We start from the raw sequence: 15,902 nt of genomic DNA, 5'->3' as shown, positions 1-15,902 counted from the left end.
TGCCACCTGTTTATCTTAAAATAGGGCCGTTGATTGCACTCCAGGCGCTTCGCTTTCCGCGGGGCGGGCGGTGAGCCTCCTCAAGCTTCGCTTGTGCGGGGTCTCACCTGTCCCGCTGATCCCGCAGGAGTCTTCGCGCCTTCCATTCCAATCAACATCAGTTTACAAAGTTTGGATAGCCCTATGCTTTTCACGTATATAAAGAAGCAGATGCTTTCAAATAATCGTTCTCTCTTCGCCTTTTGTTTACAAACTGAAGCTAGGCGTTCTCTTTCTTGGGACGCCTGGCTTTCGTTTGCTATAGAAAGAAAAAGTAAATAACAGCTGCCAGCACGATCCGGTAAATCGCAAATGGTGTTAACTGAATTCGGTTGATCAAGGCGAGGAAAAAGCGGATCGACAGCAGCGCGAAGATAAAGGCGCTAATGAAACCGACGGTGAAAAAGGGAAGTGCCTCCATCGTAAAGTACTCCCAGTTTTTAAAAAGTGATAAAGCACTTGCCCCTGCCATAATCGGCATGGCCATAATAAAGGTAAAGTCAGCCGCTGCCCGGTGGCTCATGCCGAGTAGCACCCCGCCGGAGATCGTAGAACCGGAGCGTGAAAAGCCGGGCCAAAGGGCAATACATTGAAACAAGCCGACAAGGAAGGCCTGAGAAAAAGTAATATCATCGACTGTTTCTGTTCTGACATGTGAAGGCGCCAGCCAGTCAGCTGCCAGCATAAGAAAGGCACCGGTAACTAATCCAATCAGTACAGTATGCACGCTGAATAGATGTTCATCAATATAATCCTCGAATAAAAAGCCTAGTATGATCGCCGGAATCAACCCAACCAACACATGAAGCAGTGACAGTCGGGTTCCAGAAGAACCTGAAGCGCTGTTTTCTTTTTTCAAGCCGAGCAGCTGAAGGATTCGCTCTTTAAACACGACCACAACGGCGAGAATGGAACCGAGCTGAATAACAACCTTGAAAGTGTTAGCCACGGGCTCAGAGAATAATTCCTTTGACTTCAACAAGATATCATCCACTATAATCATGTGACCGGTAGAGGAAACGGGCGCAAACTCGGTAGCCCCTTCCACTAGACCAAGAATTAAAGCAACAAACAGCTCCCACCAATTCATTTGTTCACCTCTAGAGAAAATAAATAGCGACTTCACGTTTGTATAGTTACAATAAAGGTATGTCCATATTGAAAGAGACATGCTTGGTTTTTCATTAGCTGTGTTGTCTGCTTAAATGATTATTTGAAGGAGAGTGGGTACATGGGAGTGCATAATTACTTTAAAAGTTTGTCAGATTTAGAGCATTTGTTTCGCATGCCGGGTAAGTTTACATACCAGCCGCATACGGTAGCGGCTCATTCCTTTAAAGTGACAAAGATTGCCCAATTCTTAGGGACAATAGAAGAAATGGCTGGCAATGAGGTGAATTGGCGCTCTCTGTATGAAAAGGCCTTGAACCACGACTATGCCGAGCTGTTTACGGGCGACATTAAGACGCCGGTGAAATATGCTTCAGAAGAGCTGAAGGATTTGTTCTCGCAAGTAGAAGAGCAGATGGCGAAGAAGTTTGTGGAACAGGAATTTCCGCCTGAGCTGCAGGAGATCTATACGGAACGTTTTAAGGAAGGGAAAGACGATACGCTCGAGGGCCGGATTTTGTCTGTAGCGGACAAAGTGGATTTACTGTATGAATCATTTGGAGAGATTCTGAAACGGAACCCGGAGCCGTTGTTTTTAGAGGTGTACCAGGAGGCACTGTCTACGATTATTAAGTTCCGGGATATGCATTGTGTTCAGTATTTCATTGAAAACATTCTGCCAGATATGCTTGCGGAAGAGTTCATCCCGTATACCGAGCTTCACTATATGACTGAGAAGATCGTCCAGAAATATGGGAATGAATAATTCTTTTAAAAAAGTCTTTCTAATCCTAAAAGGTTCCAGTATGATAAAGGCACAAACAGAATCTTGCGGAGAGTGAGATCATGGTAGACAAAATTTTATTAGCTATCTTCATGCCGGGTTTTCTCGTTGTGTTTTTTACTAGAGTGACGCTGAATCATTTTATGGGCCTTTTGCTGGCAGTAGCGCTCATTGCGGCTTCCGCTTATAAAGGCTATACGCATACGTGGCCGCTTATTATCATCGACGCGGCATCCTTAACATTCGGCTTTTGGCTGGCTGGGCGCATGATGAGAAAAGAAGCATATAAAGAAAAATAAAGCAATGCCTCACCTGGCTGCTGCAAGGCTGTACTAGGGAAGGTTTCGTGTAAGATGCTGGCTGCCGCCATTACAGGCAGCTGGCATTTTTTTTGGGGTTCTATTGAGGAAGGGATTTTTATGGGCTTCTAAATAGGGTAGAGGGTAATGATGGATAAATGGATTTTTTCAAGAAATGGAGGCTGTTATATGTTTTTTCGTTCGTATGCGGATGAACAGTTATCTCAATACTCTTATATGATTGCTTGCCAGAAAACAGGGGAAGCGATTGTGATCGACCCTGCACGTGATTTGACCCCTTACATTGAAACGGCAAGGAAAGAAGGGTTTCGTCTAACGGCAGCGGCTGAAACACATATTCATGCGGATTTTGTTTCAGGAGCCAGGCAGATGGCCAGCGATTACGGAGCAGCGTTATACTTATCCGATGAGGGGGGCAAAGAGTGGAAGTATGAGTTCACGGACGGGCTGTCTGTGAACCTTCTTAAAGATGGCGATGTGTTCATGGTCGGAAAAGTGGAGTTTAAAGTCATGCATACACCGGGACACACACCGGAAAGCATTTCTTTCATTTTAACCGATCGTGGGAGCGGGTCAGCGGTACCAATGGGTATATTCACAGGAGATTTTGTTTTCGTGGGGGACGTTGGCCGGCCGGACTTGCTGGAAAAAGCGGTTCAGCTGCAGGGGACAGCAGAGACCGGTGCCGGGCAAATGTATGATTCGATTCAGGTATTTAAGCAGCTGCCAGATCATTTGATTGTTTGGCCGGGACATGGAGCCGGCAGTGCTTGCGGCAAGTCACTCGGAGCTGTACCCATTTCTACTGTAGGCTACGAAAAAGCAAACAATTGGGCTCTAAAGGAAATGAGTAAAGAAGGCTTTCATGAAGAGCTGTTAAAGGACCAGCCTGAACCGCCGGCCTATTTCTCGGTAATGAAAAAGGTGAACAAGGGAGGGCCGAACGTGCTGGCGAATGAAACCATTCCTTATGTGGAGCACTTAACGGACTTGAGGGCATATATGAACCGTTCGGACGTAACGGTGATCGATACGAGAGACAGCCGGGAATTCGCGGCGGGGCATTTGAAGGGAACCATCAATCTGCCGTATACAAGAATCTTTACGAACTGGGCTGGCTGGCTTCTCGATTATGAGCATACACTGGCTGTTATAGCAGCCGAAGAGCAGACAGAAAGCATTCGCCGTTCCCTTCAGTCCATCGGCTTGGACCGGATCGCTGCCTTTGTCAGTCCGTCTGTGCTAAAAGAGGCAGATGCCCTGGAGAAGTACAGAAACATTGACGCTGAGCGGTTAAAAGAGCAATATTCAAAGGAAGACGTATACGTGATTGATGTCCGGCAGCAGAGGGAGTGGGACGAAGGACACATTCCGACCGCTCATCACCACATGCTTGGAGACTTAGAAGAGGAAGCAGGTCAGCTTCCAAAGGACAAGAAACTTATTGTCCACTGCCAAACAGGGGCCCGCTCAGCTATCGGAACGAGCCTGCTGCAGGCCAAAGGGTTTAAAAATGTGGAGAACCTGCTCACCGGCTTTGACGGCTGGGAGAAAGCAGGTGGACCCGTTGAACAAGGTGACAAGGAGGAAAAGAAATGAATGAAGTAACCGTCTATTCAACAAATACATGTCCTTATTGCGAAATGATGAAAGCTTTTTTGCAGGCACAGGATATTCCTTTTAAAGAAGTGAACGTACAACAGGACCGCAAAGCGGCTCAGCGGCTAGTCGAAACGACAGGCCAAATGGGCGTGCCGCAAACGAACATCAATGGCGATTGGATTTTTGGCTTTGATCCCGATGCGGTGATGGAGCTAATCAAGAAGTAAATATGGAGTGAGTGCTGCTTGCGTAAACACTCAGCTGAAGCCAGGTGTATGCCTGGCTTTTTTATGGTGAAAGCGCTGTAGAACATACGTACGCATATTAGTGGTAAGCAAGGTTTTGATTATGCTAAAATGGGGATTATGATTACTATCGACCTTGTTGAAGCACAAGAACCATATGATCGGCCTTTGACCGGCATGGAAGAAATAGATGAAATATATGAAACGGAAGGATGGGGGGTTGAGAGATGACCAATGAATTTAATCTTGTATCTAAGTACAGTCCGCAAGGTGACCAGCCGAAAGCAATTAAGGAGCTTGTAAACGGCATTCGAGAAGGCAAAAAGCACCAGACACTCCTTGGAGCCACAGGTACAGGCAAGACCTTTACCATTTCCAATGTGATTAAGGAAGTCAATAAGCCGACGCTTGTGATTGCCCACAATAAGACGCTGGCGGGCCAGCTGTACAGCGAGTTTAAGGAATTCTTTCCAAACAATGCGGTTGAATACTTCGTCAGCTACTACGATTATTACCAGCCGGAGGCGTATGTGCCTCAAACAGATACATTCATTGAGAAGGACGCAAGCATTAACGATGAGATTGATAAGCTTCGCCACTCAGCTACATCCGCATTGTTTGAGAGAGAGGATGTCATTATCATTGCGAGTGTTTCCTGTATTTACGGCTTAGGTTCGCCGGAGGAATATCGCGACCTTGTAATTTCGCTGCGCACCGGAATGGAGATTGAGCGGAATGATCTTCTTCGCCGTCTCGTTGATGTACAGTATGAGCGGAACGATATTGAGTTCCAGCGTGGAACCTTCCGTGTACGCGGAGATGTAGTGGAGATCTTTCCAGCGTCCCGCGATGAGCATTGTCTCCGTGTAGAGTTTTTCGGGGATGAGATTGACCGGATCCGGGAAGTGGATGCCTTGACGGGAGAAATCATCGGAGACCGTGACCATGTAGCCATCTTCCCGGCCTCCCACTTCGTTACGCGCGAGGAGAAGATGCGCGTCGCCATTGGGAATATCGAACAGGAGCTGGAAGAGCGGCTGAAGGAACTGCGTGCAGAAGATAAGCTGCTCGAAGCCCAGCGTCTTGAACAGCGGACACGCTATGACCTGGAAATGATGAGGGAAATGGGCTTTTGTTCAGGCATTGAGAACTACTCGCGCCATTTAACCTTGCGTCCGCCAGGATCAACGCCGTACACTCTGCTTGATTATTTCCCCGATGACTTTTTAATGGTTATTGATGAGTCGCATGTGACCATTCCGCAAATCCGAGGCATGTACAACGGCGACCAGGCGCGTAAGCAGGTGCTGGTGGATCATGGCTTCCGCCTGCCATCCGCAAAAGATAACCGGCCTTTAAAATTTGAGGAGTTCGAGAAGCATATCAATCAGATTGTCTACGTATCCGCCACACCTGGTCCGTACGAAATCGATCATACTCCGCATATGACCGAGCAGATTATCCGGCCGACCGGCCTGCTTGATCCGGTTGTTGATGTGCGTCCAATTGAGGGGCAGATTGATGATCTTCTTCACGAAATCAATGAGCGCACCGCCCGAAATGAGCGTGTGCTTGTGACGACGCTGACGAAGAAAATGTCTGAGGATTTAACGAATTACTTGAAGGAAATGGGGATTAAAGTACAGTATCTTCATTCAGAAATCAAAACGCTCGAGCGCATTGAAATTATCCGTGATCTCCGTCTCGGCAAGTATGATGTGCTGGTCGGAATTAACTTATTAAGAGAAGGACTGGACATTCCAGAGGTATCCCTTGTCACCATTTTAGATGCAGATAAGGAAGGCTTCCTGCGTTCAGAGCGCTCGCTCATTCAGACAATTGGACGGGCAGCCCGAAATGCGAACGGCTATGTCATTATGTATGCTGACCGGATGACGGATTCTATGAAGAATGCGATCGAGGAAACGAAGCGGCGCCGGGAGAAGCAGCAGGCATATAACGAAGAGCATGGCATCACTCCTCAAACCATCCAGAAAGACATCCATAATGTCATTCGGGCGACGTATACGGCTGAGGAGGCAGAAGGCTATGGTACAGCTGCTGCAGGCAAGAAAATAACAGCAGAAGAAAGAGCCCGCTTAATAGGACAGCTGGAGAGCGAAATGAAGGAAGCGGCCAAAGCGCTTGATTTTGAACGGGCTGCTGAGCTTCGCGATGCGCTTTTAGAGTTGAAATCGGAAGGATGACTGTTACATGGGAATAGATCAGATTGTTATTAAAGGAGCAAGAGCACATAATTTAAAGAATATAGATGTAACGATCCCGCGTGATCAGCTGGTGGTGGTTACCGGCTTATCAGGCTCGGGGAAATCCTCACTGGCTTTTGACACGATCTATGCAGAGGGCCAGCGCCGGTATGTAGAGTCGCTGTCGGCGTATGCCCGCCAGTTTCTCGGTCAGATGGATAAACCGGATGTGGACGCGATCGAGGGGCTGTCACCGGCCATTTCGATTGATCAGAAAACAACAAGCCGCAACCCGCGCTCGACCGTTGGAACCGTCACGGAAATTTACGATTATCTCCGCTTGTTATTTGCCCGTATCGGCCGGCCGACGTGCCCGGTTCACGGCATTGAGATTACTTCGCAGACGATCGAGCAAATGGTGGACCGCATCATGGAGTACGAGGAGCGGACGAAGCTTCAAGTGCTGGCGCCTGTGGTTTCAGGAAAAAAAGGCGCACACGTCAAGGTGCTTGAGGATATTAAGCGCGAAGGATACGTAAGAGTTCGCGTAGACGGTGAAATGAGAGAAGTCGAGGAAGAGATTGAGCTGGAGAAGAACAAAAAGCACTCGATCGAAGTCGTCATCGACCGCATTGTAGTGAAGGACGGCGTGGAATCGAGACTCGCTGATTCCCTCGAGGCCGCTCTAAAGCTTGGTGAAGGGAATGTCATCATTGATGTCATCGGCAAGGAAGAGCTGCTATTTTCTGAGCATCATGCCTGCCCGCATTGCGGCTTTTCTATCGGTGAGCTGGAACCGCGCATGTTCTCCTTTAACAGCCCATTTGGCGCTTGCCCGACCTGTGATGGCATCGGCTATAAGCAAAAGGTGGATGTCGAGCTTGTCATCCCGGACCCTGATTTAACCTTGAAAGAAGGCGCGATCGCCCCTTGGCAGCCGACAAGCTCGCAATATTATCCGCAGCTGCTGGAATCGGTCTGCCGCCATTACGGTATTGATATGGATGTACCGGTAAAGGATTTGCCTAAGGAGCAGCTAGACAAGATCCTGCACGGTTCAGGAAAAGAACGGATTCATTTCCGCTATGAAAATGATTTTGGGCAAATCCGTGAAAACCACATTTATTTTGAGGGCATCTTGAACAACGTTGAGCGCCGCTATAAAGAGACTAGTTCTGACTTCATACGTGAGCAGATGGAAAAATATATGGGAGAGCAGAAGTGTACGACGTGCCGAGGTCACCGTCTGAAGAAGGAAGCTCTCGCTGTAAAGGTAAACGGTCTTCACATTAGCGAAACGGCGGACTTCTCCATTGTAGAAGCGAAGACATTCTTTGCTGAACTGGAATTGACTGAAAAAGAAAGAAAGATCGCTGCGCTTATTTTAAGAGAAATCCAGGAGCGTCTTGGCTTTTTGAATGATGTTGGACTGGATTATCTGACGCTCAGCCGCTCAGCCGGCACGCTTTCAGGCGGAGAAGCTCAGCGGATTCGGCTGGCGACACAGATTGGTTCAAGGCTTACAGGTGTGCTCTATATTCTGGACGAGCCGTCTATTGGCCTTCATCAGCGAGACAATGACCGTTTGATTAAAACACTGCAGAACATGCGGGATATTGGGAATACCCTTATTGTTGTCGAGCATGATGAAGATACAATGATGGCAGCCGACTACTTAATTGATATTGGACCAGGTGCTGGGGTTCATGGCGGCGAGGTCATCTCTGCCGGCACTCCTGAAGAAGTCATGAAGGATGAGAAGTCTCTGACCGGCCAGTATTTATCAGGGAAGAAATTTATTCCGCTGCCGAGGGAGCGCCGCGAGCCGACCGACCGTTGGGTAGAAGTGATAGGAGCCAAGGAAAATAACTTAAAAAACGTGAAAGCGAGATTTCCGCTTGGTACGTTTACTGCTGTAACGGGCGTATCCGGTTCAGGCAAAAGCACGCTTGTGAACGATATCCTTCATAAAGCGCTCGCCCAAAAGCTGAACCGTGCGAAGCAGAAGCCGGGCAAGCACAGAGAGGTAAAGGGGATTGAGTATTTAGATAAAGTCATTGATATTGACCAATCACCAATTGGTCGTACCCCTCGCTCCAACCCAGCTACGTACACAGGAGTATTTGACGATATTCGTGAAGTGTTTTCTGCAACAAATGAGGCGAAGGTGCGCGGCTATAAGAAAGGCCGCTTCAGCTTTAACGTCAAGGGCGGCCGTTGCGAAGCCTGCAGAGGTGACGGCATTATTAGAATTGAGATGCACTTTTTGCCGGATGTATATGTTCCGTGTGAAGTTTGTCACGGCAAGCGCTATAACCGGGAGACACTTGAGATAAAATATAAAGGCAAAAACATTTCCGATGTACTGAATATGACCGTAGAGGATGCGCTTGTGTTCTTTGAAAATATTCCTAAAATTAAACGCAAGCTGCAGACGATTGCTGACGTGGGGCTTGGCTATATTAAGCTCGGCCAGCCGGCGACCACTCTGTCCGGCGGGGAAGCCCAGCGCGTAAAGCTTGCTTCTGAGCTTCATCGCCGTTCTACAGGCCGCTCCTTCTATATCTTGGATGAACCGACGACTGGCCTGCATGCCGATGATATCTCCCGGCTGCTCAGCGTTTTACAGCGCCTGGTGGAAAACGGGGACACCGTTCTAGTGATCGAGCATAACCTTGATGTCATTAAAACTGCCGACTACATTGTGGACCTTGGTCCTGAAGGCGGGGACAGAGGCGGTACGATCGTGGCCTCTGGTACGCCGGAAGTGATTGCAGAAACGGAAGAATCCTATACAGGACGGTATTTGAAGAGAATATTAGAACGTGATCGCCAGCGTGAATAGTGAAAAACGTGAAACTTTTCCCATTAATCTTCGTAAGTATAGACAGAAAGCCAATTCTTGAATGAATGGAGTGCTAACCTTGAACGAAGAGAAGAAACGAATTTTAGAAATGGTAGAATCCGGGTTGATTTCAGCAAACGAGGCATTGACACTGCTCGAAGCACTGGAGAAGGAACCGGGACAGAACGCGCGAAAAGAAAGAAGAGAGAACCTTCTGGACGAGCTCATTGGCTTAGCCCAGCGCTTCAGCTCATCGGGACAGAAGCAAAGCCGGGAATTTAAAAGCAATGCCTATCAATCAAGAGATAAAGTGTTTCAGTTTGTTCAATCGGCTATGCAGAGGGTGAGGGATATTGAGTTTCCACTCGGAAAAACGGTTGAAATCTCCCATGTGTTTGAGGAAAAGGATTTTGTGCCTCGACGCATTAAAGTAGAAGAGGCGAACGGAAACTTTACCATTAAGCCCTGGAAGGAAAAAGGAGTCCGAGCCGAATGTCATGTTAAGCTATACGGGGCTGATGATGAAGATGAAGCGAGGGAAGCATTCATTAAGAATAGCGTCTTCTATGCGCGGGATGAAAAGCTGTCCTTCTCCGTCGGCTTGAAGCTGATGAAAGTAGATACGGTCCTTTATGTACCCGAAGAAGCTCTTCATGAAGCAGCAATCAAGCTGTTTAACGGCTCCTTCTCTATGCATGATATGGACGTCTATTCTCTAGAAGTCAAAACAGCGAATGGCAAAATTGAAATCAAGCGTTCGAAGGTCACCGAATTTGAAGGAGAGACAGGAAACGGACAGATCCATATCATCGACTGTGAGGGCCAAAAAGCAGAAGCAAGCTCCTTTAATGGTGCCGTACATGTCGTAGGGGCTATTGGCTACACAGACATTAAGTCGTTTAATGGCAACGTGCTGTGTGACGTAAAGGCAGGAGGAGCTCACACAGTTAAAGCCCAGGCGGTGACAGGGAATATTGAGATTTACGTGCCGAAAGATACGTCTATGAAAGGCGTCTTACGTACGAACCTTGGATATTTCCAGCTCCCGGAAGAGGGCATGAGAAAGGTTGAAGAGAAGGAAGAAATGGTGCAGAAGATGGTCCGCTTCGAAAGCGAGGTTCAGGCGCTTGATAACATTGTAATTGAGGCAGAAACGAAAACGGGCTCCGTGTCCGTTCAAGAAATCACGCTGCCAGCGACCGACGATAAAGAGCCAAATGGCACCGATTCGCCTTCCTCAACCGCGGACGGTGAATAGGCCAGTCATGTTTTGGCTTGTAAGTGTTGTTATTAACGCCATTTTATTCATTGCCATTTCTGGTTATTTCGCGGGCTTAGAGGTGGACAGCTTTGGCTCCGCTCTTATCGCCAGCCTGATCCTGTCGATTTTAAATGCGATTGTCCGCCCCATTCTTGTATTGCTAACCTTGCCAATTACGTTTATTACACTGGGGCTTTTCCTGTTCGTGATTAACGCGTTCACATTGATGATTACAGACGGCATTATGGGATCAGCCTTTGAAATTTCCGGATTTGGCATGGCCTTGCTGATATCGGTCATTATGTCTCTTTTTAATCTTGTTTTACAGCTGACTATTCTTGATAAAAGACGAACATAGAAGGGTGCCCTGTTTGAGAGTAAGCCGTTCGGATATTGTGGAGAAAATTCAAAATCACAGGTTAAATAGCACACAAAAAAGCTTGAGGGGATTTTTTAAACCTCAAGCTTTTTGACCTTTATAATACCACGCTGCCTATAAGTTTGCGTTTAACTATTTTTGCTTTCATCAAAGTCTTGCTTCAACAAAGAATACATATATAAATCATCAAACTTGCCACATGTAAACTCGTAATTTTTCAATAACCCTTCCCTGATAAAGCCTAACTTTTCCACTAACTTTTGTGAAGAGAGATTAGGGGGCTCTATTAATGCCTCTATGCGTTGGAAATTCATATGTTCAAATCCGTAACCTATTATAGCTTCCACTGCTTCAGCAGCTATACCTTTTCCCCACTGCTCTTTACTCAATTCAAAGCCAATTTCAGTACGGAAATGCTGAGAAACAATGTTATGGAAACCGCAGCTGCCAATAACAGTTCCTTGCTCTTTTAAAGTAATTCCCCATCTAATCCCCGTTTTGTTGTCTTGAATGGATTGGTACCATGAAATCTCATCCAAGGCATCGCTTAATGACTTAAAAGGTTCTACCCCATAATATTTCACTACCTCTTCATCTGACAGGTAATTCAACAGGCTGTTCGCATCTTCTTTTGTCACTTTTCTTAATACTAATCTTTTAGTCTCAAGCAAGGGAAATGTATCGGTATCTGTGGCCATAGCAACCTCTCCTTATTTCATATTGATTCTTTAGTACCCTGCCAGTTCGCTGAAGAGCTTATATCGATATTTTTAACTATATTTTACCATGTGAGGATCTCCTGATTTGATTTTTTTCAATATAGCTGGGAATTAACAAATAAAATCACAATGAAAAGAGCCTCCTTGCCTGCACGAAGACAATACCTATTGTCAAGGTGCTATTAAGGATGCTCTTTTTTCATAGTATGCCTTGTTTATTGCTGGGATGAATCGATCCTCTGTAAATGTTTCATCTTTCATTTAATGGTCTAGGATAAACGTGATACAATAAGTAAATACAGCCTTTAGAGGGGGAACGAAAGATGGCGAAAGTACGTACAACGGATGTGTTGAAAAATTTAGATTTAGAGCTGGTCAGCGGGGAAGACGGCCTCCATCGCCCCATTACTACAAGTGACCTGCATCGTCCTGGATTGGAGCTTGCCGGGTTTTTAGATTACTATCCGAAAGAGCGCGTCCAGCTGCTTGGCCGCACAGAGCTGCGTTTTTTTGAAAAGCTTCCGCAGGCGGAAAGGATAGAGAGAATGGAGCGTCTCTGTGATGATGAGACACCAGCCATTGTGATCTCTCGTGATTTAGATATACCAGAGGAGCTAATCGAATCGTCAGAGCGTCATGCTGTGCCGGTCATGCGCTCCAATCTCACTACAACAAGATTATTCAGTAAATTAACAGCCTATTTAGAAAAAATGCTGGCACCGACAACCGCCGTGCATGGGGTGTTGTTAGAGGTATATGGAGTGGGAGTTCTTCTTACAGGCAAAAGCGGCGTCGGTAAAAGTGAGGCGGCCCTTGACCTTGTAAAGAGGGGACACCGCTTGATCGCGGACGACTGTGTGGAAATCCGGCAGGAGGAAAACGATACGCTTGTGGGAACAGCACCCGAGCTGATTGAGCATTTGCTTGAAATCCGCGGTCTCGGTATCATTAATGTCATGACACTGTTTGGAGCCGGAGCCATTCGCGGGTCGAAACAAATTACGTTAAATGTTCATTTAGAGCTATGGAATTCGAAAAAGCAATATGACCGTTTAGGGATTGAAGATGAAAAGATTAAAATCATTGATACAGAAGTCACCAAAGTCACCGTGCCAGTGCGTCCAGGCCGGAACTTAGCCGTTATTATTGAAGTAGCGGCGATGAATCACCGTTTAAAGCGGTTCGGCATTAATACAGCTCAGCAATTTACTAACAAGCTCGAGAACGTGATTAAAAGCGAACCGGACAGCAACACGGATTATTTGTAAAGGATTATTGTGATCAAGGAGGAAGTACATGGAAGGCTATCCATTGGATCCGATTGCTATCTCTTTCGGTCCATTCCAAATTCACTGGTACGGCCTGATTATTATGACAGGCATCGTACTGGGGTTCTACATAGCAACGAAAGAAGGGGAGCGGCTCGGCTTAGAGAAGGAGACGTTTGCGGATCTATTGCTGTGGGCGCTTCCGGCTGCTATTATTTGTGCGCGTATTTACTATGTGATTTTTCAGTGGGATTATTATTCACAACATCCGGGAGATATTGTGAAGGTCTGGCAGGGCGGCATCGCCATTCATGGTGCGCTCATCGGTTCAGTGGTGACGGCCGTGATTTTTGCGAGAGTAAAGGACATTTCCTTCTGGAAGCTGGCAGATATTGCGGCGCCAAGTATCATTCTTGGGCAGGCGATTGGCCGATGGGGAAATTTTATGAATCAGGAAGCGCATGGCGGGGAAGTCACGCGCTCGTTTCTAGAGGGTCTTTACCTGCCTGACTTCATTATTAATCAAATGTACATTGATGGGCATTATTATCATCCAACTTTCTTATATGAATCTGTTTGGAATATTGTTGGCTTCATCATTCTGCTCTTATTGCGACGAGTAAATTTAAAGCGGGGCGAATTGTTCTTAAGCTATGTAATATGGTATTCGATCGGCCGCTTCTTCATTGAAGGCATGCGTACAGACAGCCTGATGCTGACAGAGTCATTACGAATAGCTCAGGTCATTTCTCTCGGCTTAATTGCGGCAGCCGTCATCATATGGGCAGTCCGCCGCTTGCGAAAGGATCGTCTGCCGTCTTATAACAGCCTCTCTAATGAATAAATGAATAAGAGAAAGGAAGTGGGGAATGAATGAAGGAAACACTGAAAAGCGGCTTGCTTGCAGGCGTAAAAACGACATGGACGCTTGGAAAGATGATCTTTCCCATCACATTAATTGTGACGCTCCTCCAGTATACACCTGTACTGCCGTGGCTGATGAATGCAATCAGTCCAGTCATGGGCATCTTCGGCCTGTCTGGTGATGCCTCTATTCCGCTCGTGCTTGGAAATGTTCTGAACTTATACGCCGCCATTGGTGCGATTCTGTCTCTAGATTTATCAGTGAAGGAAGTATTTATTCTCGCTGTCATGCTTTCCTTTTCTCATAACTTGTTTATTGAATCAGGGGTAGCTTCCCGTGTTGGTGTGAAGGTACCGATTTTACTGGCGGTCCGGCTTGGGCTTGCTGCAGTTTCCGCCATAGTCATTAACCTTGTCTGGAAGGGAGGCGGAGAAACAGCCGTTTACGGCATGGCTCCTCCTTTGCAGGCAGACCCTGATGGGTGGGGGCAAATCTTTATGCTTGGTCTTGAAAAAGCCGGGTATGGTGTCCTGCAGTTAGCGCTTGTTGTGATCCCGTTGATGGTTGCTATACAGGTTTTGAAGGATTTAAAATGGCTCGATGTCTTTTCACGCTGGATGGCACCCGCTACTCGCATGCTTGGCATGAAGGAAAATACCTCTACCACGCTGGCGTCTGGTTTGTTATTTGGTCTGGCGTTCGGTTCTGCGGTCATGATTCAGGCGGTGAAGGAAGACGGCGTCAGCCACCGGGATGTCACGCTGGCAATGATTTTTCTGGTAGCTTGTCATGCGATTGTAGAGGATACGCTTATTTTTGTGCCGCTTGGCATCACGGGAGCACCCCTTGTTGCTTTATTCCTTATCCGGCTGATTGCTGCCATCTTGTTGACACTTGTCGTAGCAAGGCTATGGAAAAGCGCGGAAATTGTTCAAAGAAAGGAAGCAAAATTATCGTGACAAAAATTACTACACTGTTATTCGACCTAGATGGTACTTTAATTAATACAAATGAATTGATTATTTCCTCATTTTTACACACGCTGAACCATTACTTCCCCGAACAATTCAAGCGGGAGGATGTGTACGCATTTATGGGCCCATCATTGACGGAGACCTTTACGAAGCTGGATGAAGAGCGGGCGGAGGAAATGATGAACCATTACCGGGCCTTTAACATAGAAAATCACGACGCGCTCGTAACGGAGTTTGAGGGCGTATTTGAAACGATCCGCACGCTGAAGGAAAATGGATATAAGATGGCCATCGTCTCTACGAAGCTGCGTGATACAGTGATTAAAGGTTTAAAGCTGACGAATCTGTACCAATTTTTCGATGTAATTGTTGGATTGGATGACGTCACTCATCCAAAGCCGGACCCTGAGCCGCTGCGAAAAGCACTTGAGGCATTGGGATCTAAACCGGAGGAAGCGATCATGATCGGAGATAATTATCATGATATTGAAGGAGGGCAAAACACCGGCACGCTGACAGCAGGTGTGGCCTGGTCCATCAAGGGAAGAGAGTTTCTGGAGACGTTTCATCCGGATTATATGCTTGAAACGATGCCAGATCTACTGGATATTCTCGAAATAGGAGAAACCAGAAAGTGAGAAGAACGACGCGGTATAAAGTAGAAGGAGCTAACTCGCTCTGGAATATTTATAAAACCGTTTCTTTTTGGAAAACATTCAAGAATACGCTTATTATTGAAATTGGCCGCTTCACCCCTTTCATGAAGGTGAAGAATGGGTTATACCGCTCTTTCTTAGGCATGAAAATCGGTGACAAAAGCGCCTTAGCCTATAAAGTGACACCGGATATTATGTTTCCTGAACTCATCACTATTGGTCATAACACAATTATCGGATACAATACGGTTATTTTAGCGCATGAATACTTGATTGAAGAGTACCGCCTAGGTGAAGTGGTGATTGGCGACAATGTGATGATTGGGGCCAACAGCCTCATTCTTCCTGGTGTGACGATCGGCGATGGCGCCATTGTCTCGGCTGCCACACTTGTGCATCGTGATGTGCCTGCCGGCGCCTTCGCTGGCGGCAATCCGATGCAAATCAAAGGGCGCTCCTAGAAGTCTTTAAGCGAAAGCTTAAAGACTTCTTTTTTTGTAATAAAAGTATTTTTACGGAAGTGTTGTTCCTGTAGAATAATGATTTTATTATTGCATAAACAACAAATTTTGAAATTTTTCAAAAAAAATTTAAAAGTAAGCGTTTTCTCAGAAAATTTGGACTTGTT

Annotated in this window: 15 protein-coding genes; 13 read left to right on the top strand and 2 right to left on the bottom strand. The window is 46.6% G+C overall.

The window, feature by feature from the left end; all coding sequences use genetic code 11:
- Positions 1 to 298: 298 nt before the first annotated feature.
- On the bottom strand, positions 299 to 1,129 hold the full coding sequence (locus QY97_RS02325; protein ID WP_039230852.1) for an undecaprenyl-diphosphate phosphatase: 831 nt from the start codon (positions 1,127 to 1,129) through the stop codon (positions 299 to 301).
- A 141-nt stretch (positions 1,130 to 1,270) separates the two neighbouring features.
- Here QY97_RS02325 and QY97_RS02320 point away from each other — a divergent pair, with 141 nt between their 5' ends.
- From QY97_RS02320 to QY97_RS02285, 8 genes are all read left to right on the top strand, one after another.
- Entirely contained in the window at positions 1,271 to 1,915 is a 645-nt protein-coding gene (locus QY97_RS02320) for a YfbR-like 5'-deoxynucleotidase (protein ID WP_039230849.1), read from the top strand.
- 80 nt (positions 1,916 to 1,995) lie between these two features.
- Positions 1,996 to 2,232, top strand: coding sequence for a DUF2198 family protein (locus QY97_RS02315; protein WP_039230846.1), 237 nt, complete (start codon positions 1,996 to 1,998; stop codon positions 2,230 to 2,232).
- Between the two features lie 189 nt (positions 2,233 to 2,421).
- Entirely contained in the window at positions 2,422 to 3,852 is a 1,431-nt protein-coding gene (locus QY97_RS02310; RefSeq protein WP_039230844.1) for an MBL fold metallo-hydrolase, read from the top strand.
- A complete protein-coding gene (locus QY97_RS02305; RefSeq protein WP_039230841.1) occupies positions 3,849 to 4,082 on the top strand; it encodes a glutaredoxin family protein in 234 nt (77 codons plus the stop codon). Before QY97_RS02310 ends, QY97_RS02305 begins: the two co-directional genes overlap by 4 nt.
- A gap of 245 nt (positions 4,083 to 4,327) precedes the next feature.
- Entirely contained in the window at positions 4,328 to 6,307 is a 1,980-nt protein-coding gene (gene uvrB / locus QY97_RS02300; protein WP_039230838.1) for an excinuclease ABC subunit UvrB, read from the top strand.
- A gap of 7 nt (positions 6,308 to 6,314) precedes the next feature.
- Positions 6,315 to 9,152 (top strand): excinuclease ABC subunit UvrA, encoded by a 2,838-nt coding sequence (gene uvrA / locus QY97_RS02295; protein ID WP_039230835.1) that lies wholly within the window; start codon positions 6,315 to 6,317, stop codon positions 9,150 to 9,152.
- Positions 9,153 to 9,231: 79 nt separating this feature from the next.
- Complete coding sequence (locus tag QY97_RS02290; RefSeq protein ID WP_039230832.1) at positions 9,232 to 10,410, top strand: DUF4097 family beta strand repeat-containing protein; 1,179 nt, start codon at positions 9,232 to 9,234, stop codon at positions 10,408 to 10,410.
- A 7-nt stretch (positions 10,411 to 10,417) separates the two neighbouring features.
- Entirely contained in the window at positions 10,418 to 10,771 is a 354-nt protein-coding gene (locus QY97_RS02285) for a phage holin family protein (RefSeq protein ID WP_039230829.1), read from the top strand.
- A gap of 149 nt (positions 10,772 to 10,920) precedes the next feature.
- On the opposite strand, the gene QY97_RS02280 is transcribed toward QY97_RS02285, so the two are convergent.
- Positions 10,921 to 11,490, bottom strand: coding sequence for a GNAT family N-acetyltransferase (locus QY97_RS02280; protein WP_039230826.1), 570 nt, complete (start codon positions 11,488 to 11,490; stop codon positions 10,921 to 10,923).
- A 344-nt stretch (positions 11,491 to 11,834) separates the two neighbouring features.
- Here QY97_RS02280 and hprK point away from each other — a divergent pair, with 344 nt between their 5' ends.
- From hprK to QY97_RS02255, 5 genes are read left to right on the top strand one after another with little or no spacing between them, the layout of a single operon-like run.
- Positions 11,835 to 12,779, top strand: coding sequence for an HPr(Ser) kinase/phosphatase (gene hprK, locus QY97_RS02275; RefSeq protein WP_039230823.1), 945 nt, complete (start codon positions 11,835 to 11,837; stop codon positions 12,777 to 12,779).
- Positions 12,780 to 12,807: 28 nt separating this feature from the next.
- Entirely contained in the window at positions 12,808 to 13,623 is an 816-nt protein-coding gene (lgt, locus tag QY97_RS02270; protein WP_039230820.1) for a prolipoprotein diacylglyceryl transferase, read from the top strand.
- Positions 13,624 to 13,652: 29 nt separating this feature from the next.
- The gene (locus tag QY97_RS02265; protein ID WP_039230817.1) at positions 13,653 to 14,603 is read left to right on the top strand and encodes a nucleoside recognition domain-containing protein; all 951 of its coding nucleotides are present in this window, start codon (positions 13,653 to 13,655) and stop codon (positions 14,601 to 14,603) included.
- Positions 14,555 to 15,256: a pyrophosphatase PpaX gene (gene ppaX, locus QY97_RS02260; RefSeq protein ID WP_046128468.1), complete on the top strand. Its 702-nt coding sequence runs from the start codon at positions 14,555 to 14,557 to the stop codon at positions 15,254 to 15,256. Before QY97_RS02265 ends, ppaX begins: the two co-directional genes overlap by 49 nt.
- A complete protein-coding gene (locus QY97_RS02255) occupies positions 15,253 to 15,735 on the top strand; it encodes an acyltransferase (RefSeq protein ID WP_039230814.1) in 483 nt (160 codons plus the stop codon). The genes ppaX and QY97_RS02255 overlap by 4 nt, the downstream gene beginning before the upstream one ends.
- The last annotated feature ends 167 nt before the right edge of the window (positions 15,736 to 15,902 follow it).

It is taken from the genome of Bacillus thermotolerans (assembly GCF_000812025.2).
GTDB lineage: Bacteria > Bacillota > Bacilli > Bacillales > Domibacillaceae > Quasibacillus > Quasibacillus thermotolerans.
This window is presented reverse-complemented; position numbering and strand designations above follow the sequence as displayed.